We start from the raw sequence: 23,782 nt of genomic DNA on the forward strand, positions 1-23,782 counted from the left end.
TATCACAGGGTCGTCCCGATCCTTCAGACCTGTGACGATCTGCCGCCCGGGTGTTCCACGCGATATGCAGGTTCGTGCAACCCGGTTTGGAAACACTCTGTTAAGCTTCGCCCCCTTCATTTTCAAGTTCTGCCAGCGGGCCTCCGGGCTATCGCTGCTGTCGGCGTTTTCTGGAGTTCTGCATGCTGTTGCTGCCCATTCTTCTGTTGTCTGCCGCCGGTTTCACGGTGCTGACCACGGAATTCATCATCGTTGGCCTGCTGCCGGCGATTGCCCGGGACCTTGAGGTCACGATTCCCCAGGCCGGCCTGCTGGTGACGCTGTTCGCGTTTACCGTGGCCGCGTTTGGTCCGTTCCTCACCGCATATTTCGCCCGCTTCGAGCGGCGCAAGCTGTTTATCTCGGTACTGATCATGTTTGGCGTGGCCAACACCGTCGCGGCGCTGGCGCCGAATATCTGGGTCATGGCCGCCGCACGGTTGATTCCGGCGTTAGGGTTGCCGGTGTTCTGGGCCTTGGCCAGTGAGACGGCGGTGGACATCGTCGGGCCGGACCATGCCGGACGGGCGATTTCCAAGATCGGGTTCGGGATTGTGTGCGCGATGGTGTTTGGCATTCCGGTCGGCACGCTGATTTCCGATGCGTTCGGCTGGCGCAGTGCTTTCGGCATTCTGGCGGTGATCGCGTTTGCCAAGGCGTTGCTGCTGTATATCTATTTGCCGAGAACGATCCTGCATAAGCAGCAGGCGAGCTTTCGTTCCCAGTTCAAGATCCTGCGCAGCCCGTTGATGATCGGACATGTGCTGTTGTCGATCCTGGTGTTTACCGGCATGTTCACGGCTTATACCTACCTGGCGGACATTCTTGAACGCCTGGCCGGTTTCGACGGCACGTTGGTCGGCTGGTGCCTGATGGGCTTTGGTGCGGTGGGGTTGTTTGGCAACTGGTGGGGCGGCCGTGCTGTGGATCGTCATCCATTGATCGCATCGATGATGTTCTGCGCGTTCCTGATCGCCGGCCTGATTGCACTGGTGCCGAACATCCAGTCGCCGCTCGGTCTGGCGGCGGCGATGGGCATTTGGGGGATCACTCAGGCAGCCTTGTTTTTGGTAAGCCATGTACGCTTGATGAAAGCTGCGCCTGAGGCGCCGGCGTTTGCCGCGTCGCTGAACATCGCCGGGGCCAACCTCGGGATCGGCCTGGGTGCGATGGTGGGCGGTCGCGTGATCAATGCCTTTGGCCTTGGTGGCCTGGGTTTCGCGGCGGCTGCATTCATCCTCGCTTCGATCCTGCTGGCCATGGCGCTGATGACCATGGCGCCGCGTGAGCCGGTCACAGTTCAGTAAACAGCTCGCGTCGGGCACCTTCGGTAATGGCGACAATGCCGGGGTGCTTGACCTTGCGCTCCACTGAAATGGCATAGAACGACTCGGTGACCGCGTCGGTCTGGCCGATCAACTCCACGCCGTATTGGCGTTTCACCTCGTCGGCAATCACGCTCGGGCCAATGAAAATCCCGCTGCCGGATTGGCCGAACGCCTGCATCAATGCACTGTCATCGAACTCCCCGACGATGCGCGGCTGAATCTGCTGTTCGGCAAACCAGCGTTGCAAACGACTGCGCACCACGGTTTCCGGCCCGGGAATCAGCAACGGTGCGCCATGCAGACTGCGCGGGAAGTCCTGACCGAACTGCTCCGCCAATTGTTTTGTCGCAAAAAAACTGATCCCGCACTCGCCGAGCTTTTGGCTGTAGCCCTTGATGTCCAGGTGCGACGGCATCGGGCTGTCGGAAATCACCAGGTCCAGGCGCTGGATTGCCAGGTCGGCGAGCAACCGTTCGAGTTTGTCCTCGCGACAGGTGATGCGCAGCGGCTCGCTCAATTCCATGGTTGGCGCGATCAGGCGATAGACGATGGATTTGGGCACCACGTCCGCCACGCCGACCCGGAATAGAATCTGCTGCTCATTGGGCTGGGCGCGGAGCATCAACTCCAGTTCGCCACCGAGTTGGAACATCTGCTCGGCGTAGGGCAGGGTCTGGCGCCCGGCCTCAGTGAGTTCCAGATTGCGCCCGACCCGGCGGAACAGCTCGATGCCGTAGGTTTGTTCCAGCAGGGAAATCTGCCCGCTGATGGTTTGCGGCGTCAGGTTCAGTTGCTCGCAGGCGCGCACGATGCTGCCGGTCTTAGCCACGACCCAGAAATAATGCAGCTGTCGGTAGTTGAGCATTGGAAGAACCCCTGTTCATATAACCCCCGTAGGAGCTGTCGAGTGAAACGAGGCTGCGATCCTTTGATTTTTGAAGATCAAAAGATCGCAGCCTCGTTTCACTCGACAGCTCCTACGGGGAGGTGCGCGGTTGATATTGGGTTTGGTCTGGATTCGTAATGGCCGAAGTATAACCGCTAAAAATACGAATTTTCCTGAAGTGTTTGCCTCTCTAGAATGCCTCGCTATCGACGGGGTGCCTTTTCGCATCGGTCCGTTCTATCGAGGAAAGCCCAATGAAAACTATCGCTACGGCGCTGTTAATCACGTCTTTACTGGTATTGGCCGGTTGCGACCAGGCCGAAAAGAGCGCCCAGCAACTGATGGGCAAGGCGGCCGAGACTGCCAAGCAGGCGATCGACGACACCCATAAAGCAGCCGAACAGGCGATCAGCGATGCCACTGGCGGCCTGATCAGCAAGAAAGAACAACCGGCCGAAGATAAAGCGAAAAGCCAATCTTCGTCCCAGGAAATCTAAACCGTCTCAAGCGAGTCAGGACTGACCCATGGAATACCTTGTAGAACTAGCCGCCAGCCCCACCGCCTGGATTGCCCTGGCCACGTTGATCATCATGGAAATCGTGCTCGGCATCGATAACCTGATCTTCATTTCGATCCTGACCAATAAACTGCCGGAGCAGCATCGGCAGAAAGCGCGTCGTATCGGTATCGGCATGGCGCTGATCATGCGTCTGGCGCTGTTGAGCACCATCGCGTTTATCGTTCAGTTGACCGAGCCGGTAATCGATATTCTCGGCCATGCCTTCTCCTGGAAGGACATGATCCTGATCGCCGGTGGCCTGTTCCTGTTGTGGAAGGCGACCACCGAAATCCATCACAGCATGGACCCGGCGCCGGGAGATCCGAAGTCGGCGACTTCGGGGGTTACCCTGGGCTTTGCCGCCGCGATCGGGCAGATCCTGATGCTCGACATGGTGTTTTCCATCGACAGCATCATTACCGCTGTCGGCATGACCGAGCATTTGCCGATCATGATCATCGCGGTGGTGGTGTCGGTACTGGTTATGTTGCTGGCCGCTGATCCACTGGCCAAGTTCATCAACGAAAACCCGACCGTGGTGATGCTGGCCCTGGGCTTCTTGATCATGATCGGCATGACGCTGATCGCCGAAGGCTTCGGCGCCCACGTACCGAAAGGCTACATCTACGCTGCCATGGCGTTCTCGGCAACGATCGAGGGGTTGAACATGATGTCCCGGCGGGCCAAGCAGAAGCGCATCGCTGCTGAAGCTTAACCGGCGCTGAAACAAAACGGCCGCCTGCACTCGAAAGAGTCCAGGCGGCCGTTTTTTATTTGCGGGCCGAAAAAGGTCGGTCAGTGAGCGGTGGCGGGGCGGGTTACCGGTTGATCGGTTTTCGCCTCGGGCAGCGACTGCACCGGGTGGTGATGGTGCCGGCGGGTGATACGCAGGACTCCCCACAACATGGCGGCGGCCACGGCCAGCCAGCCGGAAATCAGCATTACGATTGTCATTGTCAGGCTCATCGGCGCCTCCTCTTTGCCCTGCATCGGGCACACGCTCTCTGCAAATGACAGTCTAGTCGCTGCTGTGTTTCAGGCTATTGACCAAAGGTCGCCTGTTACCAACCGGTTCGCTCTATCGAATGCAAACAACTGCCGGTTTAGGCTATACCGCTGTCTCGCGGCATCCTATGATCAGTGGCCAAGCCGGGGGCACGATTGCCTGGCGTCTGAACAAGAGAGTGATGATGGTGCGGGTATTTTCTCGAATTCGAACGGCTGCGTTGGTGGCGAGTTGCGTTGCGACGTTGGCCGGTTGCGCCGGCAGTGTGGCGCCGGAGGTTCAGCGACTGCCGGAGCGCGTTGAACTCAGCGGTACGTTCTACCGGGGTCAGGCCAATCAAAGCGGGCCACAGGTGTTGGCCAGCATGCTGTCCCAGCAGGGCGTGGTGATTACGCCCGGCCTGCTGGAAAAACCCCTGCGCTTGCCAGGCGCCGAGGCGCAGTTGCAGCAAAACATGCAGAACCTGGCCCGTGAATACGGCATGGTGGTCTATCCGCTCGACAGCAATCTGCCGGCGTTGTTGACCCAGGTGGCGGCCGGTTATCCGGTGATGTTGCGCTTCACCGAGGGTTCGGCGTTCTGGGCCGAGCCGCGCTACGCGATCCTCGCCGGGTACAACCGGCAAAAGCAGACGGTGCTGTTGCGTTCCGGGATGAACCGTCGGTTGTTGATGAGCTTCGGTTCGTTTGAGTCGTCGTTCAAGGATGCCGGCGGTTGGGCTGTGTTGATCCAGAAGCCGAACCAGATTCCGGCCAAGGTCGACGAACAGCGCTGGTTAAAGGCAGCAAGCGATCTGGGCCAGGCCGGCCAGGAGCAGGCAGCTGCGCGGGCGACCAAGGCGTTGAAGGCTCAGTAACTGTTTTCCCCGTAGACGCTCCGTTCGTCATCTCCCGGGCACCGTCGCGTGCCCCAGGCCTCTGATGAGTAGGGCCCGGATTTCTCCGGGTCAGACCCAAGGAGGCGTCCATGGCACATTCCAAGACTTCAGATGGCCCGCATTCGTCCGAGCATTCGTCCGGCGATGATTTGGGCTTCGATCCTGATTCGCCCGACCTTGCCGACCCACAGGTCGATCCTGTCGGTCCTGCCAAGGCACCCCTGGATATCGAGCCGGGTGAGGATGACAAGAAACCGGCGAAGCCCTACGACCCGCTGGGCGATCTCAAACCCTGATGCGCAATGAGGTGGCTTATGTCTACCGATTCGAGTTTTGACGACAAACGTCCGGACAGCGTGCCGACCACACCCGAGGACGACATCGATCCGGTGCTGGACCCGGACAGCCCGCTGCGCGATCCACTGGCGCGCCCGATGGTGGTGCCGGAGGAACATCCGCACGGCTGGAAAGATCCGAGTGCCGGTGACGGTATTCCAGATGACGACCAGATGCCGTTGCCCAACGATTAATTCATTTGGTCACAATGTAAAAAGCCCCGACTGATCGGGGCTTTTTGCATTTTGTTGACGACTTATTTCGAGGCTTCAACCACGCCGCTCTGACGCTGCTTCAGGTTCTTCGCGGCTTTGTACTGCAAGGCCACCGACGGCGCAGTGGTGCTCTTGCCGGTTTCGACCCAACTGCGAATCCGGGTGGCGTCGGCAAAGTGCGTGTACTTGCCGAATGCATCGAGAATCACCAAAGCCACCGGGCGATTGCCCATGCTGGTCACCAGCACCAGGCAGTGGCCGGCTTCGTTAGTGAAACCCGTCTTGGTGATTTTGATATCCCAATTGGGCTTGTTCACCAAATGATCGGTGTTGTGAAAGCCCAAGGTGTAGTTGGGTTTGCGGAACGCGACAGTGGTTTCCTTGGTGGTGGTCAGTTCAGTCAGCAGCGGGTATTTGTGCGCGGCGATCAGCAACTTGCTCAGGTCGCGGGCCGTGGACACGTTGCGCGGGGAAAGCCCGGTCGGTTCAACGAAATGCGTGTTGCTCATGCCCAGCGCCTTGGCCTTGGCGTTCATGGCTGCGATGAACGCGACATAACCGCCCGGGTAGTGGTGGGCGAGGGTGGCGGCAGCACGGTTTTCCGAGGACATCAGTGCGATCAGCAGCATTTTCTTGCGCGGCAGTTCGCTGTTGAGCTTGACCCGGGAGAACACGCCTTTCATTTCCGGCGTGTGGCTGATGTCGACGTTGATGTATTCATCCATGTTCTGGTGCGCTTCAACCACCACCAGGCCGGTCATCAATTTACTGACCGACGCGATAGGCACGACCACGTCCGGATTGTTGGCATAAATAACTTTGTTGGTCTGCAAATCCATCAACAAAGCGCTGCCGGAAGCGATCTTCAGTTGTGACGCGTCTCGCGGTGCCGCAGTGGTTTCCGCGGCATGGGTCATTGGCGTGATAACAGTCCCTGTAAATGCAAAAAATAGACTCAGGATGGAAAGACGGATTTTCACGCGGGCGAACTCATTAGGGTGGATATGCCGTTTTGTTACGGGCTGTTTCTTAAAAACGACGCATTCTAGGAGTATGAGCTACGAAAGCGCTAGGCGCCCGTATGACGAGCGCTTTATATGAAGAAAATTTAATGTTTTTGGTGCTGGATTCAATCGTCTTTATGCGCCTTTCTTGCGGCCCGGTTTGCGTTTGATCAGAGGCACCAGCATGGCGACGTTCTGTTGATAGCGTTGGTACCGTTCCCCGAACAACGCCACCAGATCTTTCTCTTCAAGATAAGCCCCGATCAGGATGTAGATCGTGTTGAGCAGCGCAAACATAAGATGGCCGACGGTCATGTCAGGCGTCGCCCAGAACACTATTAGAAACCCGAGATACAACGGGTGGCGGACCAGCTTGTAGAGCAAAGGCGTTTTGAACGTGGGGCTGTCGGGTCTGGCAGAGCGCCAGGCGCTGAGTGCCTGGGTGATGCCGAGCAATTCGAAATGGCTGATCAGGAAGGTTGAAAGCACCACCACAAGGCAGCCGAGCCAGAACACCGCCATAAGCAATCCGTGGCCCCATGTGGATGTCACGCTCCAGATGGGCGTTGCGATCGGTTGCCACAACCAGAAGAGCAGGATGAGCACCAGGCACGTCGACAAGACATAGGTCGCGCGCTCGATGGGCGCGGGGATGTGGGTGGTCCACCAGCGTTTGAAAGGCTGGCGTGCCATGCCGCTGTGCTGGACGGCAAACAGCGTAATCAGCAAGGCGTCGACGATAACGGCCAACGGCCAACTCAAACCCTGTCCCGAGTTAATGTCTTTGGGCACACCGAGACCGGAAAGAAAACCGATCAGGTAAAGCGCGGTGAGCAGGAACAGCAGGTAACTGCAGAGGCTATACAGCAGGCCCGCCAATTTGCCCGCGAGGGAACTCAGGTGATTTTCGGGTGTGGAATTCGGCTTCATGGACGACTCCTGGCGAAGGTGCCATTGGTATCCGGTTGCCCTGCTGGCGTCTGAAGGACGTTGTTCTTGTTTGTGTATTTTATTCTGAAGGTTCGCGGGCGGTTTGTCCTGACCTCAAAAACAACAAAGCCCCGCAATAGCGGGGCTCTGTTTGTACAGCCAGCCAGTGAACTCAGCCGTGCAGGGTTTCCGCTGCGTACAGGGTGTTTTCCAGCAGGCAGGCGCGGGTCATCGGACCAACGCCGCCCGGGACTGGAGTGATCCAGCCGGCGCGGGGCAGGGCGGTTTCATAGATCACATCGCCGACCAGCTTGCCATCTTCCTGACGGTTGATGCCGACGTCGATCACGATCGCGCCTTCCTTGATCCACTCGCCCTTGACCAAGCCCGGCTTGCCGGCGGCCACAACCACCAGATCGGCACGACCAACGTGGCCGGCCAGATCCTTGGTGAAGCGGTGGGTCACGGTGACGGTGCAGCCGGCCAGCAGCAATTCCATCGCCATCGGGCGGCCAACAATGTTGGAGGCGCCGACAATCACTGCGTCCATCCCGTAGAGATCAGCCCCGGTGCTTTCCAGCAGGGTCATGATGCCTTTCGGGGTGCAAGGGCGCAGCAGGGGAATGCGCTGTGCCAGGCGCCCGACGTTATAAGGGTGGAAACCGTCGACGTCTTTATCCGGACGAATGCGCTCCAGCAATTTGGAGGCGTCCAGGTGAGCTGGCAAAGGCAGCTGAAGCAGAACGCCGTCAATAGACGGGTCGTCGTTCAGGCGATCGATCAGATCGGTCAGCGCTTCTTGAGTGGTTTCAGAAGGCAGGTCGTAGGCTTGCGACAGGAAGCCGACCTCTTCACAGTCTTTACGCTTGTGCGAGACATAAACCTGAGAGGCAGGATCGCTGCCGACCAGGATCACCGCGAGACCGGGCGTGCGCAGACCTTGCTGGCGACGCTCGGCAACTCGTTTGGCGATCTGCTGGCGCAGGCTGGCGGCGATTGACTTGCCGTCGATTAGTTGTGCAGTCATTGCGCGTGATTAACCATCGAGAGGGGAAAAAAAGAGGGCGCATTCTCGCATGTCAGGCGGCAGGGGCAAAGGCGCTTGGTCTGCAAATTCCTCTAAGCCCTTTAATTAAATGAATTTTTTTTAAAAAGGATTTGACGGCCTCTGGGGCGCTCTATACTATTCGTCGCACTTGTCGGGCACAGCCTAGCACTGGATGAGAAGGTCAAGCGGGATTACGGTTCTGCGAGACTGGAAGCACTTAGTTTGTAGTCCTCCAAGAGTACAGATTAATAAGGCGCCCGTAGCTCAGCTGGATAGAGCATCCGCCTTCTAAGCGGATGGTCGCAGGTTCGAGTCCTGCCGGGTGCGCCATTAGGCAGCTTTGGCACAAGTAGCGCAATATGGTGGGCGTAGCTCAGTTGGTAGAGCACGGGATTGTGACTCCCGTTGTCGAGGGTTCGATCCCCTTCGTCCACCCCATATTTCGAAAGGCGCCAGATTAACAGTCTGGCGCCTTTGCTTTAACAGCTTCAAACGCGGATGTGGTGGAATTGGTAGACACACTGGATTTAGGTTCCAGCGCCGCAAGGTGTAAGAGTTCGAGTCTCTTCATCCGCACCAAATAAAGCTTCGCTCAGGCCGGTTGGCCTGATTGGGGTTTAGCAAGGGAAGTTTTTGGTTTCTTTGCACTGCAATATGGTGGGCGTAGCTCAGTTGGTAGAGCACGGGATTGTGACTCCCGTTGTCGAGGGTTCGATCCCCTTCGTCCACCCCATATTTCGAAAGGCGCCAGATTTAACAGTCTGGCGCCTTTTTTGTTTTAGCGGTTCGAGTGTTCAGCGACTGCATGTCCTGGGTCGCAGCGGTGGGGTGTTTCGTCGTATTTTTGTTTCTCGATGATGCCACGCCGCCCGCCGGCCTTGCTTGCAAGACCGGTTGTCAGGGAGATGATTGGCAGCTTCTTCTATATATAGAAGAGGTGGTGCAGAGCCCTGGCTTGATTGGCTGTATTTGCTAACAGGGCGAGGCACAACCGTTTGTCCCTCGCCTATAAATTGCCTGCTGCTTTTTTACCCGTTTTCAGTAGGGTGACTTCTTGAGTTTGACCCACTAGAATGCATGCCCTTGATTCTGGGGTCGGAAACGGCCGGCTAACGTCTGTGCAACGAGGAATATCCATGCAAGTTTCTGTTGAAAATACTTCTGCTCTTGAGCGCCGCATGAGCATCACCGTGCCGGCTGAGCGCATCGAGACTCAGGTCAACAAGCGTCTGCAGCAGACCGCCCAAAAGGCCAAGATTGCTGGCTTCCGTCCAGGCAAAGTGCCGATGAGTGAAATCAAGCGCCGTTTCGGTGCTGATGCACGTCAGGAAGCTGTTGGCGACGTGATCCAGTCCTCCTTCTACGAAGCTGTCGTTGAGCAGAAGCTGAACCCGGCTGGCGCTCCTTCGATCGAGCCTAAGTCGATCGAAGCTGGCAAAGATCTGGAATACGTCGCTATTTTCGAAGTGTTCCCGGAGTTCACTGTAGCCGGTTTCGACGGTATCACCGTTGAGCGCCTGAGCGCTGACGTGGCTGACGCTGATCTGGACAAGATGCTGGACGTGCTGCGCAAGCAGAACACCCGTTTTGAAGTGGCTGAACGCGCTGCCCAGAACGAAGACCAACTGAACATCGATTTCGTTGGCAAGGTTGACGGTGAAGTGTTCGCTGGCGGTTCCGCCAAAGGTACTCAGCTGGTTCTGGGTTCCGGCCGCATGATCCCTGGTTTCGAAGACGGTCTGGTTGGCGCTAAAGCCGGCGAAGAACGCGTTCTGAACCTGACCTTCCCAGAGGACTACCAGAACCTCGACCTCGCGGGCAAAACCGCTGAGTTCACCGTGACTGTGAACACTGTTTCCGAGCCAAAACTGCCAGAGCTGAACGAAGAGTTCTTCGCTCAATTCGGCATCAAGGAAACCGGTCTGGAAGGCTTCCGCACCGAAGTTCGCAAGAACATGGAGCGTGAACTGCGTCAGGCGATCAAATCCAAGGTCAAGAATCAGGTAATGGACGGTCTGCTGACCACCAACCCGATCGAAGTGCCAAAGGCACTGCTGTCCAACGAAGTTGACCGTCTGCGCGTGCAGGCTGTTCAACAGTTTGGCGGCAACATCAAGCCTGACCAACTGCCGGCCGAGCTGTTCGAAGAACAAGCCAAGCGCCGCGTTGTACTGGGTCTGATCGTGGCTGAAGTGGTCAAGCAATTCGACCTCAAGCCTGACGAAGCCCGCGTTCGCGAAATGATTCAGGAAATGGCTTCGGCCTACCAAGAGCCTGAGCAGGTTGTGTCCTGGTACTACAAGAACGACCAGCAACTGAACGAAGTTCGTTCGGTTGTGCTGGAAGAACAAGTTGTGGATACTGTTCTGCAGAAAGCTAGCGTGACCGACAAGTCGGTCTCTTACGAAGAAGCAGTCAAGCCGGTAGAAGCTCCACAAGCCGACTGATCGTTTCTGTAGTAGGAAGTAATCACCATAAGCCAGCCTTCGTGCTGGCTTATGCGTATTCAAGACATAACTATTTGGGAGTGACTGCAGAGCATGTTCCGTAATTCGTATATTCAGCAGAACTCTGATATCCAGGCCGCAGGCGGCCTGGTCCCGATGGTTGTCGAGCAGTCCGCTCGTGGCGAGCGCGCCTACGACATCTATTCGCGCCTTCTCAAGGAGCGAGTGATCTTTCTGGTTGGCCCGGTAGAGGACTACATGGCTAACCTGATTTGTGCGCAACTGCTGTTCCTTGAAGCGGAAAACCCGGACAAGGACATCCATCTTTATATCAACTCCCCGGGCGGTTCGGTGACAGCAGGCATGTCGATCTACGACACCATGCAGTTCATCAAACCCAACGTATCGACCACCTGTATCGGCCAGGCGTGCAGCATGGGCGCTTTCCTGCTGACGGCCGGTGCCCCTGGCAAGCGTTTCTGCCTGCCGAACTCGCGTGTGATGATTCACCAGCCATTGGGCGGTTTCCAGGGCCAGGCGTCGGATATCGAAATCCATGCCAAGGAAATCCTCTTCATTCGTGAGCGTCTCAACACGCTGATGGCCAAGCACAGCGGGCACACTCTTGAAGAAATCGAGCGCGACACCAACCGCGATAACTTCATGAGCGCAGAAGCCGCGCGTGAATACGGCTTGATCGATGAAGTGATCAGCCAGCGCCCCGCTTAAATTAAGCAGCTCAAAATAGGCTTGGTCGGCTGCTCCGATCACTAGCGGGCTTGAAAAAGCCCGCAATAGCCTTCATCTTGTGTTGCAAGCCTATCGGATTTGGATCGAACGAATGACTGACACCCGCAACGGCGAGGACAACGGCAAGCTGCTCTATTGCTCCTTCTGTGGCAAAAGCCAGCATGAAGTGCGCAAATTGATTGCCGGTCCCTCGGTCTTTATTTGCGACGAGTGCGTCGACCTGTGCAATGACATCATCCGTGAGGAGGTGCAGGAAGCCCAGGCCGAGAGCAGCGCGCATAAATTGCCATCGCCTAAAGAAATCAGCGGCATCCTTGATCAGTACGTGATTGGTCAGGAACGTGCGAAAAAGGTTCTGGCCGTAGCGGTATACAACCACTACAAGCGTCTGAACCAGCGTGACAAAAAGAATGACGACGTCGAACTCGGCAAAAGCAACATCTTGCTGATCGGCCCCACAGGCTCGGGTAAAACCCTGCTTGCCGAAACACTGGCCCGCTTGCTGAACGTTCCGTTCACCATCGCCGACGCAACCACCCTCACCGAGGCAGGTTACGTAGGTGAAGATGTCGAGAACATCATTCAGAAGCTGCTGCAGAAGTGCGATTACGACGTAGAAAAAGCCCAGATGGGCATTGTCTACATCGATGAGATCGACAAGATCTCGCGCAAGTCTGACAACCCGTCGATCACCCGGGACGTTTCCGGTGAAGGCGTGCAGCAGGCCCTGCTCAAATTGATCGAAGGCACGGTCGCTTCCGTTCCCCCGCAAGGTGGTCGCAAGCATCCGCAGCAGGAATTCCTTCAGGTCGACACCCGTAACATCCTGTTCATCTGCGGTGGCGCTTTCTCCGGTCTGGAAAAAGTTATTCAAAACCGTTCCACCAAAGGTGGCATCGGTTTCAACGCAGAAGTACGCAGCAAGGAAGAAGGCAAGAAAGTTGGTGAATCCCTGCGTGAAGTCGAGCCTGACGATCTGGTCAAGTTCGGTCTGATCCCGGAATTCGTCGGTCGTCTGCCGGTCCTCGCTACGCTGGACGAGCTTGATGAAGCTGCGTTGATGCAGATTCTCACCGAGCCGAAAAATGCTCTGACCAAGCAGTACGCCAAGCTGTTCGAGATGGAAGGCGTGGACCTGGAATTCCGGGCCGACGCACTGAAATCGGTCGCTAAACGTGCCCTGGAACGTAAAACCGGTGCCCGTGGTCTGCGCTCGATTCTCGAAGGTGTATTGCTCGACACTATGTATGAAATCCCCTCGCAGTCCGAGGTGAGCAAAGTAGTGATCGATGAAAGCGTTATCGAAGGCAAGTCCAAGCCACTGTATATCTACGAAAACAGTGAGCCGACAGCCAAGGCCGCGCCAGACGCTTAAGCGTCACGCTGCTGGAACAAAGAAGGGGCCTTCGGGCCCCTTTTCTTTTAAAGCGTTTTTAACACCCTCTTTGCGCTTGTTTTTTTTGAAAGCAGCCCCCATCTTGGTTTCAAGCTTACTTCCATCTGTTTACGGCCTTATGGCCGCCGTAGAGGCGAAATCATGAAGACAACCATCGAATTGCCTCTCCTGCCATTGCGTGATGTCGTGGTTTATCCGCACATGGTTATCCCGCTGTTCGTGGGGCGCGAGAAATCCATCGAAGCCCTCGAGGCAGCGATGACGGGCGACAAGCAGATCCTTCTGCTGGCTCAGAGAAACCCTGCTGACGACGATCCCGGTGAAGAAGCACTCTATCGCGTAGGTACCATCGCAACCGTTCTGCAACTGCTCAAGCTGCCTGACGGCACCGTCAAGGTTCTGGTCGAAGGCGAGCAGCGGGGCGCCGTGGAGCGCTTCAGCGAAGTCGACGGCCACCTGCGTGCCGAAGTGTCGCTGATCGACGAAGTCGACGCGCCTGAGCGCGAGTCGGAAGTTTTCGTTCGTAGTCTGCTGGCTCAGTTCGAACAATATGTGCAGCTGGGCAAGAAAGTCCCGGCTGAAGTCCTGTCGTCGCTCAACAGCATCGACGAACCAGGTCGTCTGGTCGACACCATGGCCGCGCACATGGCCCTGAAGATCGAGCAGAAGCAGGAAATTCTCGAAATCATCGATTTGTCGGCCCGGGTCGAGCACGTCCTGGCGCTGCTGGATGCCGAGATCGATCTGCTGCAAGTCGAAAAACGCATTCGCGGTCGCGTCAAAAAACAAATGGAGCGCAGTCAGCGCGAGTACTACCTGAATGAGCAGATGAAGGCCATTCAGAAAGAGCTCGGCGACAGCGAGGAAGGCCACAACGAAATCGAAGAGCTGAAAAAGCGCATCGATGCCGCTGGCCTGCCGAAAGATGCCCTGGCCAAGGCTCAGGGCGAACTGAACAAGCTGAAACAAATGTCGCCAATGTCCGCGGAAGCGACGGTGGTGCGTTCGTACATCGACTGGCTGGTTCAGGTGCCGTGGAAGGCTCAGAGTAAAGTGCGTCTGGACCTTGCCCGTGCCGAAGATATTCTCGACGCCGACCACTATGGTCTGGACGAAGTCAAAGAACGCATCCTCGAATACCTCGCCGTGCAAAAGCGCGTGAAGAAGATTCGTGGTCCGGTGCTGTGCCTGGTCGGTCCTCCTGGGGTGGGTAAAACTTCCCTGGCGGAGTCGATTGCTCACGCCACCAACCGCAAATTCGTACGTATGGCCCTCGGTGGCGTGCGCGATGAAGCGGAAATTCGTGGTCATCGCCGTACTTACATCGGTTCGATGCCAGGAAGATTGATTCAAAAGATGACAAAGGTGGGCGTTCGCAACCCGCTGTTCCTGCTCGATGAAATCGACAAAATGGGCAGCGACATGCGTGGTGACCCGGCGTCGGCGTTGCTGGAAGTGCTCGATCCAGAGCAGAACCACAACTTCAACGATCACTATCTGGAAGTCGACTACGACCTGTCCGATGTGATGTTCCTTTGCACCTCCAACTCCATGAACATCCCGCCGGCGCTGCTGGACCGGATGGAAGTGATTCGTCTGCCGGGCTACACCGAAGACGAGAAGATCAACATCGCCGTCAAATACCTCTCGCCGAAGCAGATTGCTGCCAACGGCTTGAAGAAAGGCGAGCTGGAATTCGACGCCGAAGCGATCCGCGACATCATCCGCTACTACACCCGCGAAGCCGGTGTACGGGGGCTTGAGCGCCAGATTGCCAAGGTTTGCCGCAAGACGGTCAAAGAGCACGCACTGGAAAAACGCTTCTCGGTGAAGGTCACCGCAGACATGCTGGAACACTTCCTGGGTGTGCGCAAATTCCGTTACGGCCTGGCTGAATCCCAGGATCAGATCGGTCAGGTGACCGGCCTGGCGTGGACTCAGGTGGGCGGAGAATTGCTGACCATCGAAGCCGCTGTCGTACCGGGCAAAGGCCAGTTGATCAAGACCGGTTCGCTGGGGGATGTGATGGTCGAATCGATCACCGCCGCCCTGACCGTGGTCCGTAGCCGTGCCAAGAGCCTGGGGATCCCCCTGGACTTCCACGAGAAGCGCGACACGCACATCCATATGCCGGAAGGGGCGACCCCGAAGGACGGCCCTAGCGCTGGTGTAGGCATGTGCACGGCCCTGGTGTCAGCATTGACCGGGATTCCTGTACGCGCAGACGTAGCCATGACTGGCGAAATCACCCTGCGTGGCCAGGTGCTGGCGATCGGTGGTTTGAAGGAAAAACTGCTGGCGGCTCACCGTGGCGGGATCAAGACTGTGATCATTCCTGAAGAGAACGTACGCGATCTGAAGGAAATTCCTGACAATATTAAGCAAGATCTGCAGATTAAACCGGTTAAATGGATTGACGAGGTCCTGCAAATTGCGCTGCAATACGCGCCGGAGCCCTTGCCGGATGTGGCTCCGGAGATAGTTGCAAAGGATGAAAAACGCGAGTCTGACTCTAAGGAAAGAATTAGCACGCATTAGTACGCATTTGCCTGGGGGGCTTCCTTGACAGTTTTTTAGAGCCCTTGTTATAAAGCGGCTCTTAAGTGTCTGTAGGCCATTCAGCACTCGTTTTTGCTTTCACCAAAAAACTTAGAATCATACTCAAATAGATATAAGGGGACTTAGAGTGAACAAGTCGGAACTGATTGATGCTATCGCTGCATCCGCTGATATCCCGAAAGCTGCTGCTGGCCGTGCGCTGGACGCTGTAATCGAATCCGTCACTGGCGCTCTCAAGGCTGGCGACTCTGTTGTTCTGGTTGGTTTCGGTACGTTCTCCGTGACTGATCGTCCAGCTCGCATCGGTCGTAACCCACAGACTGGTAAGACACTGGAAATCGCAGCTGCTAAAAAACCAGGTTTCAAAGCCGGTAAAGCACTGAAAGAAGCTGTCAACTAAGTTTGATTCAGGTTTTTGCCTATCCGGGTCGGGGTCATGCCTGACCTGGCAGCGGAGCGGTAGTCCAGCCAACAAGTCGTTGATCTGAGACACCGAGGGTCGCAAGTTCGAACCCTCGGTCCGCTCCGCCAGTTACGAGAAGGCGCATCCCCGGATGCGCCTTTCTTCTATCCGGATTCTACCCACGCTCCACGGTTGCCTAATTTTGAAGTTCAACCGTTTCTGGGGGACGCATGCTGCAGAATATCAGGGACAATTCACAAGGCTGGATTGCCAAGACCATTATCGGGGTCATCGTTGCACTGATGGCTTTGACCGGTTTCGACGCCATTTTCAAGGCCACGACGCACAGCAATGATGCGGCCAAGGTCAACGGCGAAGAAATCAGCCAGAACGAGCTGAGCCAGGCCGTCGATATGCAACGCCGTCAGCTGATGCAACAGCTGGGCAAGGATTTCGATGCCTCTTTGCTTGACGAAAAAATGTTGCGCGAATCGGCCCTCAAAGGCCTGATCGATCGCAAACTGCTGCTGCAAGGCGCAGAAAAATCGAAATTCGCTTTCTCCGAAGCCGCTTTGGACCAGGTGATCCTGCAGACGCCTGAATTCCAGGTTGACGGCAAGTTCAGCCCTGAGCGTTTCGACCAGGTGATCCGTCAGCTGGGCTACAGCCGTATGCAATTCCGCCAGATGCTGGCTCAGGAAATGCTGATCGGCCAGCTGCGTGCTGGCTTGGCCGGCAGCGGTTTTGTCACCGATGCACAGGTTCTGGCCTTCGCCCGTCTGGAAAAACAGACCCGCGATTTCGCGACCCTGAACATCAAGGCTGACCCGGCGGCAGTGAAACTGACCGACGATGAGGTCAAGGCTTACTACGACGAGCACGCCAAGGAATTCATGACGCCGGATCAGGTGGTCATCGATTACCTGGAATTGAAGAAGTCTTCCTTCTTTGATCAGGTCACCGTCAAGGACGAAGACCTGCAAGAGGCTTATCAGAAAGAAACCGCCAACCTGGCTGAACAACGCCGGGCTGCGCATATTCTGATCGAAGTGAACGACAAGGTGACCGAGGCGCAAGCCAAGGCCAAGATCGAAGAAGTGCAAGCGCGCCTGGCCAAAGGCGAGAAGTTCGAGGCGCTGGCCAAGGAATTCTCCCAGGATCCGGGTTCGGCGAACAATGGCGGTGACCTCGGTTACGCCGGTCCTGGCGTCTACGATCCAGCGTTTGAAAAAGCCCTGTATTCGTTGACCAAGGATCAAGTGTCGGAGCCAATCCGCACTGACTTCGGTTTCCACCTGATCAAGCTGTTGGGTGTTGAAGCGCCGGAAGTTCCGACGTTTGCCAGCCTCAAGGCCAAGCTGACCCGTGAGGCGAAAACCCAGCAGGTCGAGCAGCGTTTCGTCGAGGCGACCAAGCAACTGGAAGACTCGTCGTTCGAAGCGTCCGATCTGGCTCAGCCAGCACAAGACTTGAAGCTGACCGTCCACACTTCCGCGCCGTTCGGCCGTGAGGGTGGCGAAGGTGTTGCGGCCAACCGTGCCGTGGTCACTGCCGCGTTCAGTCCTGAAGTGCTGGATGAAGGTGCCAACAGCACCGCCATCGAGCTCGATCCGGAAACCGTGATCGTGTTGCGCGCCAAGGAGCACTTGAAGCCTTCGCAGTTGCCGCTCGAAAGCGTTGCCGCCAGCATCCGTACGCAGTTGGCCAAGGAACACGCCAGTGCTGCCGCCAAGACCAAGGCTGATGAGTTGATCGCTAGCCTGCGCGATGGCAAGACACCGCTGGACAAGGCGATTGACGGCCAGAACTGGAAAGTTGCTGCTGCCGCCACTCGTGCGCAGGAAGGGGTTGACCCAACCGTGCTGCAAGCGTTGTTCCGCATGCCTAAGCCTGCCGCCAAGGACAAGCCGACATTCAGCAGCGTGACCCTGGCCGATGGTAGCCTGGTGATCGTGCGCCTGAACGGTGTGAACGAAGCCGCGGCACCGACCGATGAAGAGAAGGCTCAATACCGTCGCTTCCTCGCGTCGCGCATTGGCCAGCAAGACTTTGCGGCCTACCGCAAGCAGCTGGAAGGCGAGGCTGAGATCAAGCGTTATTAATCGCTGATTGAGTTTCGCGCTACACAAGAACCCCGGTCGAAAGGCCGGGGTTTTTTGTGGGAGAAGCAAAATACTGCCCCGATTCATCGGGAATTCACGAAGATGTGCGACTTTTCCCACATATAACGGTCAACACACCTGTAACCGTTTTAAGACACTAATCGATGCGCACCTAAGCATCGATCTGTTGCACAATACGCCCCGGACCGTTTTCTCTCAGGATGTTCAATGTTTAGATCAATTCCCATGCGTGTTGTAGGGCTGGCACTGGTGCTGGCCGTCGCTGCCGGTTGTTCGTCGAAAAAAGCCGCCATCTATGAGCATGAGAACTTCGACGACTCCGGGACATTTTCTCGCAGCTACCCGGTAACCGATGCCCAGACCTGTGAAGCCGCGCGTCGTGCGTTACTCAGCCAGGGCTACATCATCACCAGCAGCGATCCGAAACTGGTCAGCGGACACAAGAGCTTCCAGCAAACCGGCGAGACCCACATGGAGATCAGCTTCAGTGTGGTCTGTGCCGATGATGGCTCCGAAGGGCACCACGCGACCATGTTTGCCAACGCCTTGCAGGATCGCTACGCGCTGAAGAAGACCAACAACTCCGCCAGCCTCGGGGTCGGCGTGTTGGGTTCGGTGTCGATGCCGATCGGCTCGTCCGATGACTCGATGGTCAAGGTCGCCAGCGAAACCGTGTCCTCGGCCAAGTTCTACGAACGTTTCTTTACCCTGGTTGAGTTGTTCCTGCCGCCGGAAGCGAAGAAAGCGGCGCACATCGTCGAGAAGCCGAAAACCGACCTGGGGGTGCCTGAAGCCAAGGCTGCGCCGGCAGCACTGGCGCCAACGCCAGCACCTGCCGCAGAACCTGCAGCGGCTCCGACACCTGCTGAAACAGCTCCGGCACCTGCTGAAGCGGCACCTGTCAGCTCGGAGCCAGTTGCTCCTCCACCGGAAGCTGCACCGATCGCTCCTGCTCAAACGTCCGAACCAGCTCCAGCCACCGAGACCATCACGCCGCCGTCGCATCCAGATAACATGCCACCGCCAAGCGAACCGATCCCGGCCCAGTAAAAGATCCAGGCGTTACGGGACGTGTCAGAAGGCACGCATCCCGTAACGGCCATCAAGCCTGATACACGTTAAACCAGGTCGTTTTCCTACGGCCTGTATCGAAAAAATCCTGTGATAAATTCCTGACCACCTGCTACGTTTTATTCAGTAGCGGCAGAGTGTCGTGTGAACGTCATTTTTCTTTCATGCGGGCACTTTATGCTCAAGGCGCTGGTCATTTGATCAGGCCATTTTTAATGAGTGAAAGGGGGAACATCACAATGGACGATTATCAAGAAGAGTTGCTCGAGTATTCGGCGTTTGAACTGGATCCGTTGGAACCAGCCGAAGACGCTACCGAGCTTTAAGGCTTCACGCGGATTGGCGATGACTGCGGCGGTATTCGCCGGGTGTCTGGCCGTTCCAACGCTTGAAGGCGCGTTGAAAGGCTTCGGCTGAGGCAAAGCCCAGCAGATAGGCGATTTCCCCGAACGCCAGTTCGGTATCGCGAATGTAGGTCATGGCCAGGTCGCGGCGAGTGTCGTTGAGAATTGCACGAAATTGCGTGCCTTCCTCGGCGAGTTTGCGACGCAGGGTCCAGGTTGGCAGCTTCAGGCGTGCCGCCACTTCTTCCAGGTCGGGTTCCCGGCCGCCATTGAGCAACGGCCCCAGCAACTGAGTGACCCGTTCACGCAGGCTGCGGGTGCGTGTCAGCTGTTCGAGTTCCCGTTCACACAATTGCAGCAGGTGCTTCCAGGTGCTCGGGCAGTGCTGCGGATTGCGCTGGGCGAGGCTGGCCAGGCTCAGGCGCAGTTGGTTGTGTTCGGCGCCAAACTGGATCGGGCAATCGAACCCGTTGTAGGCGTCTCTGTAGTGCGGTTCGTCGAACTCGATCTCGATGCGTTCGGCGCGCAGCGGGGCGGGGCTCAGGCTGGATAATTGCTGCAACCAGCCGGCGATGATCGAGTCCACCACAAAGCGGTTGTAAGCGTTGTAAGGGCTGATGGAATAGAACCGCAGCCACGCGCCCTTGGCGTCTTCGTGAAAACTCGACTGGCCGCGATAGTTGGAACCGTACAAGGCTTCGAAGCGGATCAGGCAACGCGCCGCTTCCCGTACCGTCGGCGCCTGAGCGGCGGTGACGCCAGCCAGACCGGCCTGACTCAAGCGACTGAGCTGACCCATGCGCAAGCCCAGCGCCGGTTCGCCGGTCAGTTGAATCGCGCCGTGGCCCAGGCGCATGTAGCGCGGGATCGACAGTCGCGCGCAGGCTTCACCGAGGCGGGCGGCGTCGAGGCCGTACTGGTCGAGCAAGGGCTGAGGATCGGCGCCATGGCTGCGCACGGCATCGGCCAGGCTGTGAACGAAGCCCACCGACAAATCCCCGAGGCGCATCGGCTGCGGCTTCATGGTTTACAGCCAGAGATTCAGCAAGCGTGCGCCACGGGTATCGCCGTCGGCAGAGTGCTGACCATTGCTGCTGAGAAAACTCTGCCCGGCGCTGCCCTTGTCCCAGAACTGCCCGCGCAGGAACACGCTCATGCCGGCAATCGCCTGGCTGCTGGGCGGCTGGGCAATCAGCGTCAGGCGATGCCAAGCCTGGCCTTCGCTGAGTTCACCGGCCTTGAGGCTGACGGAGCCGGGCGTGGACGCGCCTTTATAACCGCGCCACGGTTTGTCCCATGTGCCGTGCCCGACCACGAATGCAGGGACTGCCACCAGTTGCGCGCCCTGTTCGTCGAGTTTGCGGTAGTTGTCCGGGTACCAGCTGTCGCTGCCGATCAGGATCCCCAGGCGCCCAGCCGGGGTGTCGATCACGTTGACGGTGTGCTCGGTGTTGGCGGCGAGAGTGTCCTGTTCATCGAAGATCGGGTGCATCTGGCGTTGCGGCTGGCCGATCGGCAAACCGTCGCGACCGAACACCACGCTGCTGTTATACAACGCACCGCGACCGATTTTCAGGTTGCCGTCGATGACGCTGGGCTCAGGCAACACGATTGAGCCGGCCACCAGTGTGACGTGAAATTCTTTCGCCAAACCGCCGAACAGTGCCTGGTAATCCTTGGCCATGCTCTTGGCCTTCATGCGCAGGTGGGCGTCATCCAGACGATTGGTGCCCGTGGCGCCGATAAGGGCGCGGACGAACTGCAACGGATTGCTCGCCGCCAGCCAGTTCATCGCTTCCTTGAGCGTGCTGGCCTGGTACAGCTCATCTTTCTCGCCGCTGACCATCAGCCAGGTGCCGACATGTTCAGGCAGCACGACAATGGTTTTTTCGTTCAGCAGGCCCTGGTCTTGCGCCTTTTGCAAATAGGCCGCGAGCTTGCGGTGCAGGCGCTCGGGGCTTTGGTAGTCGGTGGGGAACAGCTCGGGCTGGATGCCCAGCAGGTTGCCGCGATCGGCCGGGGTGCCTTGATCGACCGCCAGATTGATCCGCAGGTCCGACAGGTAATGACCCACCGGACGGTCTGCGGCCCACATCGCGTAGGTCGTAAGAGCGGCGACCAGCGCCATGGAAAAGGTCAGGTACAGAAGTTTGCGCATGGGAAAGCAGTCAACAGCCGTGTGCAGGATTCGTTGACTAGGGTAGGGCGCCCGTTGGCGCTTGCCAAGGGGCGCTGCGCATTTGGATCAATAAGTTGTCAGTTTGGGTCATTGAGTGACAGCGGTGCGACTCTTAGTCTGTGGCACATGACAGATGGGGGCCAAAGAGCTCCTGCACTTTTTCCGTGATCGCTCGATGTGGAGTTACCGATGGCCGCCGCTCATTACCCGCACCTGTTGGCCCCGCTGGACCTGGGTTTTACCACGCTGCGCAACCGCACCCTGATGGGCTCGATGCACACCGGCCTGGAAGAAAAGCCCGGCGGTTTCGAGCGCATGGCGGCGTACTTTGCCGAACGTGCCCGGGGCGGCGTTGGCCTGATGGTCACTGGCGGTATCGGCCCGAACGATGAGGGCGGTGTGTATTCCGGCGCGGCCAAGCTGACCACCGAGGACGAAGCGCTCAAGCATCAGATCGTCACCCGCGCGGTACACGAGGCGGGCGGCAAGATCTGCATGCAGATTCTCCACGCTGGTCGTTATGCCTACAGCCCGAAACAGGTGGCTCCGAGCGCGATCCAGGCGCCGATTAACCCGTTCAAGCCTAAAGAACTAGACGAGGAAGGCATCGAGAAGCAGATCAGCGATTTCGTCACCTGTTCGGTGCTGGCGCAAACCGCCGAGTACGACGGCGTCGAGATCATGGGTTCCGAAGGTTATTTCATTAACCAATTCCTCGCGGCCCACACCAACCACCGCACCGACCGTTGGGGCGGCAGCTACGAAAACCGCATGCGCCTGCCGGTGGAAATCGTCCGTCGTGTCCGCGAAGCGGTGGGTCCGAACTTCATCATTATTTTCCGTCTGTCGATGCTCGACCTGGTTGAAGGCGGCAGCAGTTGGGAAGAAATCGTCACCCTGGCCAAAGCCATCGAGCAGGCGGGCGCGACGATCATCAACACCGGCATCGGCTGGCACGAAGCGCGGATTCCGACCATCGCCACCAAAGTGCCGCGTGCGGCGTTCAGTAAAGTGACGGCCAAACTGCGCGGTTCGGTGAGCATTCCGCTGATCACCACTAACCGCATCAACACCCCGGAAATCGCCGAGCAGATTCTGGCTGAAGGCGATGCCGACATGGTCTCGATGGCGCGGCCTTTCCTCGCCGATGCGGATTTCGTCAACAAGGCCGCCGCTGGCCGTGCCGATGAAATCAACACCTGCATCGGCTGCAACCAGGCCTGCCTCGACCACACCTTCGGCGGCAAGTTGACCAGTTGCCTGGTCAACCCGCGTGCCTGCCATGAAACCGAGCTCAACTATCTGCCGGTGCAACAGATCAAGAAAATCGCCGTGGTTGGCGCCGGGCCTGCTGGCCTGTCGGCTGCCACCGTGGCCGCCGAGCGCGGGCATTCGGTGACGTTGTTCGATTCGGCCAGCGAAATCGGCGGCCAGTTCAACATCGCCAAGCGTGTGCCGGGCAAGGAAGAATTCTTCGAAACCCTGCGCTACTTCAACCGCAAGTTGCAGACCACCAACGTCGAGGTCTGCCTGAACACCCGCGTTGATGTGGCGCAATTGGTGGCCGGCGGTTACGACGAGATCATCCTCGCCACCGGCATCGCGCCGCGCACTCCGGCGATTCCGGGTGTCGAGAACGCCAAGGTGCTGAGCTACCTGGACGTGATCCTGGAGCGCAAACCCGTGGGCAAACGCGTAGCGGTGATCGGCGCTGGCGGTATCGGTTTCGACGTCTCGGAGTTCCTAGTTCACGAAGGCGTGGCCACCAGCCTGGACCGCGCGGCGTTCTGGAAAGAATGGGGCATCGACACGCACCTTGAGGCTCGCGGCGGCGTGGCCGGGATCAAGGCGCAGGTCCATGCACCGGCTCGTGAAGTGTTCCTGCTGCAACGCAAGACCTCCAAGGTCGGCGACGGCCTGGGCAAAACCACCGGGTGGATTCACCGCACCGGTCTGAAGAATAAAAAAGTGCAGATGCTCAACAGCGTCGAATACCTGAAGATCGACGACGAAGGCCTGCACATCCGCATCGGCGAAACCGGCGAGCCGCAAGTGCTGGCGGTGGACAACATTGTGATCTGCGCCGGGCAGGACCCGCTGCGTGAGTTGCAGGATGGTCTGGTCGCGGCCGGGCAGAACGTGCATTTGATCGGCGGTGCGGACGTGGCGGCGGAGCTGGATGCGAAGCGCGCGATCAACCAAGGGTCGCGGTTGGCTGCTGAGTTGTAACAGGCAGGTTAATTCTGCCAATGGCCATCGCGAGCAAGCTCGCTCCCACACT

General features: G+C 57.8%; 21 protein-coding genes and 4 tRNA genes. 18 read left to right on the plus strand and 7 right to left on the minus strand.

The window, feature by feature from the left end; translation table 11 throughout:
- The first annotated feature begins 185 nt into the window (after window positions 1-185).
- Window positions 186-1,346 carry an MFS transporter gene (locus tag NK667_RS06050; RefSeq protein ID WP_054053937.1) on the plus strand — a complete coding sequence of 387 codons (1,161 nt, stop codon included), beginning with the start codon at window positions 186-188 and terminating at the stop codon, window positions 1,344-1,346.
- Here the strand turns inward: NK667_RS06050 and nhaR are convergent.
- On the minus strand, window positions 1,333-2,232 hold the full coding sequence (gene nhaR / locus NK667_RS06055; RefSeq protein ID WP_054617266.1) for a transcriptional activator NhaR: 900 nt from the start codon (window positions 2,230-2,232) through the stop codon (window positions 1,333-1,335). The genes NK667_RS06050 and nhaR overlap by 14 nt on opposite strands.
- 275 nt (window positions 2,233-2,507) lie before the next feature.
- Here nhaR and NK667_RS06060 point away from each other — a divergent pair, with 275 nt between their 5' ends.
- Window positions 2,508-2,750: a hypothetical protein gene (locus NK667_RS06060; RefSeq protein WP_054053861.1), complete on the plus strand. Its 243-nt coding sequence runs from the start codon at window positions 2,508-2,510 to the stop codon at window positions 2,748-2,750.
- A gap of 28 nt (window positions 2,751-2,778) precedes the next feature.
- Window positions 2,779-3,528: a TerC family protein gene (locus tag NK667_RS06065; RefSeq protein ID WP_054617265.1), complete on the plus strand. Its 750-nt coding sequence runs from the start codon at window positions 2,779-2,781 to the stop codon at window positions 3,526-3,528.
- An 80-nt stretch (window positions 3,529-3,608) separates the two neighbouring features.
- On the opposite strand, the gene NK667_RS06070 is transcribed toward NK667_RS06065, so the two are convergent.
- Window positions 3,609-3,767 carry a hypothetical protein gene (locus tag NK667_RS06070; protein ID WP_177331489.1) on the minus strand — a complete coding sequence of 53 codons (159 nt, stop codon included), beginning with the start codon at window positions 3,765-3,767 and terminating at the stop codon, window positions 3,609-3,611.
- 179 nt (window positions 3,768-3,946) lie between these two features.
- On the opposite strand from NK667_RS06070, the gene NK667_RS06075 reads away from it, so the two are divergent.
- From NK667_RS06075 to NK667_RS06085, 3 genes are all read left to right on the plus strand, one after another.
- On the plus strand, window positions 3,947-4,675 hold the full coding sequence (locus tag NK667_RS06075) for a peptidase C39 family protein (protein WP_054617263.1): 729 nt from the start codon (window positions 3,947-3,949) through the stop codon (window positions 4,673-4,675).
- Between the two features lie 110 nt (window positions 4,676-4,785).
- Complete coding sequence (locus NK667_RS06080; RefSeq protein ID WP_054617262.1) at window positions 4,786-4,992, plus strand: DUF6021 family protein; 207 nt, start codon at window positions 4,786-4,788, stop codon at window positions 4,990-4,992.
- 18 nt (window positions 4,993-5,010) lie between these two features.
- Window positions 5,011-5,226 carry a hypothetical protein gene (locus tag NK667_RS06085; RefSeq protein WP_054053853.1) on the plus strand — a complete coding sequence of 72 codons (216 nt, stop codon included), beginning with the start codon at window positions 5,011-5,013 and terminating at the stop codon, window positions 5,224-5,226.
- A 62-nt stretch (window positions 5,227-5,288) separates the two neighbouring features.
- Here NK667_RS06085 and pbpG read toward each other — a convergent pair whose 3' ends face one another.
- From pbpG to folD, 3 genes are all read right to left on the minus strand, one after another.
- Complete coding sequence (pbpG, locus tag NK667_RS06090) at window positions 5,289-6,227, minus strand: D-alanyl-D-alanine endopeptidase (protein ID WP_054053851.1); 939 nt, start codon at window positions 6,225-6,227, stop codon at window positions 5,289-5,291.
- 159 nt (window positions 6,228-6,386) lie between these two features.
- Window positions 6,387-7,181 carry a methanethiol S-methyltransferase gene (mddA, locus tag NK667_RS06095; RefSeq protein WP_054617261.1) on the minus strand — a complete coding sequence of 265 codons (795 nt, stop codon included), beginning with the start codon at window positions 7,179-7,181 and terminating at the stop codon, window positions 6,387-6,389.
- 172 nt (window positions 7,182-7,353) lie between these two features.
- Window positions 7,354-8,208 (minus strand): bifunctional methylenetetrahydrofolate dehydrogenase/methenyltetrahydrofolate cyclohydrolase FolD, encoded by an 855-nt coding sequence (gene folD, locus NK667_RS06100; protein ID WP_054053847.1) that lies wholly within the window; start codon window positions 8,206-8,208, stop codon window positions 7,354-7,356.
- A 274-nt stretch (window positions 8,209-8,482) separates the two neighbouring features.
- On the opposite strand from folD, the gene NK667_RS06105 reads away from it, so the two are divergent.
- The 11 genes from NK667_RS06105 (at window position 8,483) to NK667_RS06155 (ending at window position 18,957) form a co-directional block, all read left to right on the plus strand.
- Window positions 8,483-8,559: transfer RNA gene (locus NK667_RS06105), tRNA-Arg, on the plus strand.
- A gap of 32 nt (window positions 8,560-8,591) precedes the next feature.
- A tRNA-His gene (locus tag NK667_RS06110) sits at window positions 8,592-8,667 on the plus strand.
- Window positions 8,668-8,723: 56 nt separating this feature from the next.
- A tRNA-Leu gene (locus tag NK667_RS06115) sits at window positions 8,724-8,808 on the plus strand.
- Between the two features lie 78 nt (window positions 8,809-8,886).
- Window positions 8,887-8,962: transfer RNA gene (locus NK667_RS06120), tRNA-His, on the plus strand.
- A 403-nt stretch (window positions 8,963-9,365) separates the two neighbouring features.
- Window positions 9,366-10,676: a trigger factor gene (tig, locus tag NK667_RS06125; RefSeq protein ID WP_054053845.1), complete on the plus strand. Its 1,311-nt coding sequence runs from the start codon at window positions 9,366-9,368 to the stop codon at window positions 10,674-10,676.
- A 93-nt stretch (window positions 10,677-10,769) separates the two neighbouring features.
- Complete coding sequence (gene clpP / locus NK667_RS06130) at window positions 10,770-11,405, plus strand: ATP-dependent Clp endopeptidase proteolytic subunit ClpP (protein WP_054053844.1); 636 nt, start codon at window positions 10,770-10,772, stop codon at window positions 11,403-11,405.
- Between the two features lie 112 nt (window positions 11,406-11,517).
- A complete protein-coding gene (gene clpX, locus NK667_RS06135) occupies window positions 11,518-12,801 on the plus strand; it encodes an ATP-dependent Clp protease ATP-binding subunit ClpX (RefSeq protein ID WP_007901798.1) in 1,284 nt (427 codons plus the stop codon).
- A gap of 162 nt (window positions 12,802-12,963) precedes the next feature.
- Entirely contained in the window at window positions 12,964-15,360 is a 2,397-nt protein-coding gene (gene lon / locus NK667_RS06140; protein ID WP_054053842.1) for an endopeptidase La, read from the plus strand.
- Between the two features lie 148 nt (window positions 15,361-15,508).
- Window positions 15,509-15,781, plus strand: coding sequence for an HU family DNA-binding protein (locus NK667_RS06145; protein ID WP_002552737.1), 273 nt, complete (start codon window positions 15,509-15,511; stop codon window positions 15,779-15,781).
- A gap of 233 nt (window positions 15,782-16,014) precedes the next feature.
- Window positions 16,015-17,886 (plus strand): SurA N-terminal domain-containing protein, encoded by a 1,872-nt coding sequence (locus NK667_RS06150; protein WP_054617260.1) that lies wholly within the window; start codon window positions 16,015-16,017, stop codon window positions 17,884-17,886.
- Between the two features lie 228 nt (window positions 17,887-18,114).
- Complete coding sequence (locus tag NK667_RS06155) at window positions 18,115-18,957, plus strand: DUF2242 domain-containing protein (protein WP_054617259.1); 843 nt, start codon at window positions 18,115-18,117, stop codon at window positions 18,955-18,957.
- A gap of 351 nt (window positions 18,958-19,308) precedes the next feature.
- Here NK667_RS06155 and NK667_RS06160 read toward each other — a convergent pair whose 3' ends face one another.
- Window positions 19,309-20,346, minus strand: coding sequence for an AraC family transcriptional regulator (locus NK667_RS06160; protein WP_054617258.1), 1,038 nt, complete (start codon window positions 20,344-20,346; stop codon window positions 19,309-19,311).
- A gap of 3 nt (window positions 20,347-20,349) precedes the next feature.
- Window positions 20,350-21,480 carry a carbon-nitrogen hydrolase family protein gene (locus tag NK667_RS06165; protein ID WP_054617257.1) on the minus strand — a complete coding sequence of 377 codons (1,131 nt, stop codon included), beginning with the start codon at window positions 21,478-21,480 and terminating at the stop codon, window positions 20,350-20,352.
- Between the two features lie 210 nt (window positions 21,481-21,690).
- Between NK667_RS06165 and NK667_RS06170 the strand changes: the two genes are divergently transcribed.
- Window positions 21,691-23,730: an oxidoreductase gene (locus tag NK667_RS06170; protein ID WP_054617256.1), complete on the plus strand. Its 2,040-nt coding sequence runs from the start codon at window positions 21,691-21,693 to the stop codon at window positions 23,728-23,730.
- The last annotated feature ends 52 nt before the right edge of the window (window positions 23,731-23,782 follow it).

The sequence above is a fragment of the Pseudomonas nunensis genome, from assembly GCF_024296925.1.
GTDB lineage: Bacteria > Pseudomonadota > Gammaproteobacteria > Pseudomonadales > Pseudomonadaceae > Aquipseudomonas > Aquipseudomonas nunensis.

Excerpts from the sequence above, each read along its gene's own strand:
- clpX (WP_007901798.1), top strand. The coding sequence starts at position 11,518 with ATGACTGACACCCGCAACGGCGAGGACAACGGCAAGCTGCTCTATTGC.
- NK667_RS06170 (WP_054617256.1), top strand. The coding sequence starts at position 21,691 with ATGGCCGCCGCTCATTACCCGCACCTGTTGGCCCCGCTGGACCTGGGT.
- NK667_RS06160 (WP_054617258.1), bottom strand. The coding sequence starts at position 20,346 with ATGAAGCCGCAGCCGATGCGCCTCGGGGATTTGTCGGTGGGCTTCGTT.
- NK667_RS06065 (WP_054617265.1), top strand. The coding sequence starts at position 2,779 with ATGGAATACCTTGTAGAACTAGCCGCCAGCCCCACCGCCTGGATTGCC.
- NK667_RS06155 (WP_054617259.1), top strand. The coding sequence starts at position 18,115 with ATGTTTAGATCAATTCCCATGCGTGTTGTAGGGCTGGCACTGGTGCTG.
- NK667_RS06080 (WP_054617262.1), top strand. The coding sequence starts at position 4,786 with ATGGCACATTCCAAGACTTCAGATGGCCCGCATTCGTCCGAGCATTCG.
- NK667_RS06070 (WP_177331489.1), bottom strand. The coding sequence starts at position 3,767 with ATGACAATCGTAATGCTGATTTCCGGCTGGCTGGCCGTGGCCGCCGCC.
- NK667_RS06165 (WP_054617257.1), bottom strand. The coding sequence starts at position 21,480 with ATGCGCAAACTTCTGTACCTGACCTTTTCCATGGCGCTGGTCGCCGCT.
- mddA (WP_054617261.1), bottom strand. The coding sequence starts at position 7,181 with ATGAAGCCGAATTCCACACCCGAAAATCACCTGAGTTCCCTCGCGGGC.
- nhaR (WP_054617266.1), bottom strand. The coding sequence starts at position 2,232 with ATGCTCAACTACCGACAGCTGCATTATTTCTGGGTCGTGGCTAAGACC.
- clpP (WP_054053844.1), top strand. The coding sequence starts at position 10,770 with ATGTTCCGTAATTCGTATATTCAGCAGAACTCTGATATCCAGGCCGCA.
- NK667_RS06150 (WP_054617260.1), top strand. The coding sequence starts at position 16,015 with ATGCTGCAGAATATCAGGGACAATTCACAAGGCTGGATTGCCAAGACC.
- folD (WP_054053847.1), bottom strand. The coding sequence starts at position 8,208 with ATGACTGCACAACTAATCGACGGCAAGTCAATCGCCGCCAGCCTGCGC.
- tig (WP_054053845.1), top strand. The coding sequence starts at position 9,366 with ATGCAAGTTTCTGTTGAAAATACTTCTGCTCTTGAGCGCCGCATGAGC.
- NK667_RS06075 (WP_054617263.1), top strand. The coding sequence starts at position 3,947 with ATGATCAGTGGCCAAGCCGGGGGCACGATTGCCTGGCGTCTGAACAAG.
- NK667_RS06085 (WP_054053853.1), top strand. The coding sequence starts at position 5,011 with ATGTCTACCGATTCGAGTTTTGACGACAAACGTCCGGACAGCGTGCCG.
- NK667_RS06060 (WP_054053861.1), top strand. The coding sequence starts at position 2,508 with ATGAAAACTATCGCTACGGCGCTGTTAATCACGTCTTTACTGGTATTG.
- lon (WP_054053842.1), top strand. The coding sequence starts at position 12,964 with ATGAAGACAACCATCGAATTGCCTCTCCTGCCATTGCGTGATGTCGTG.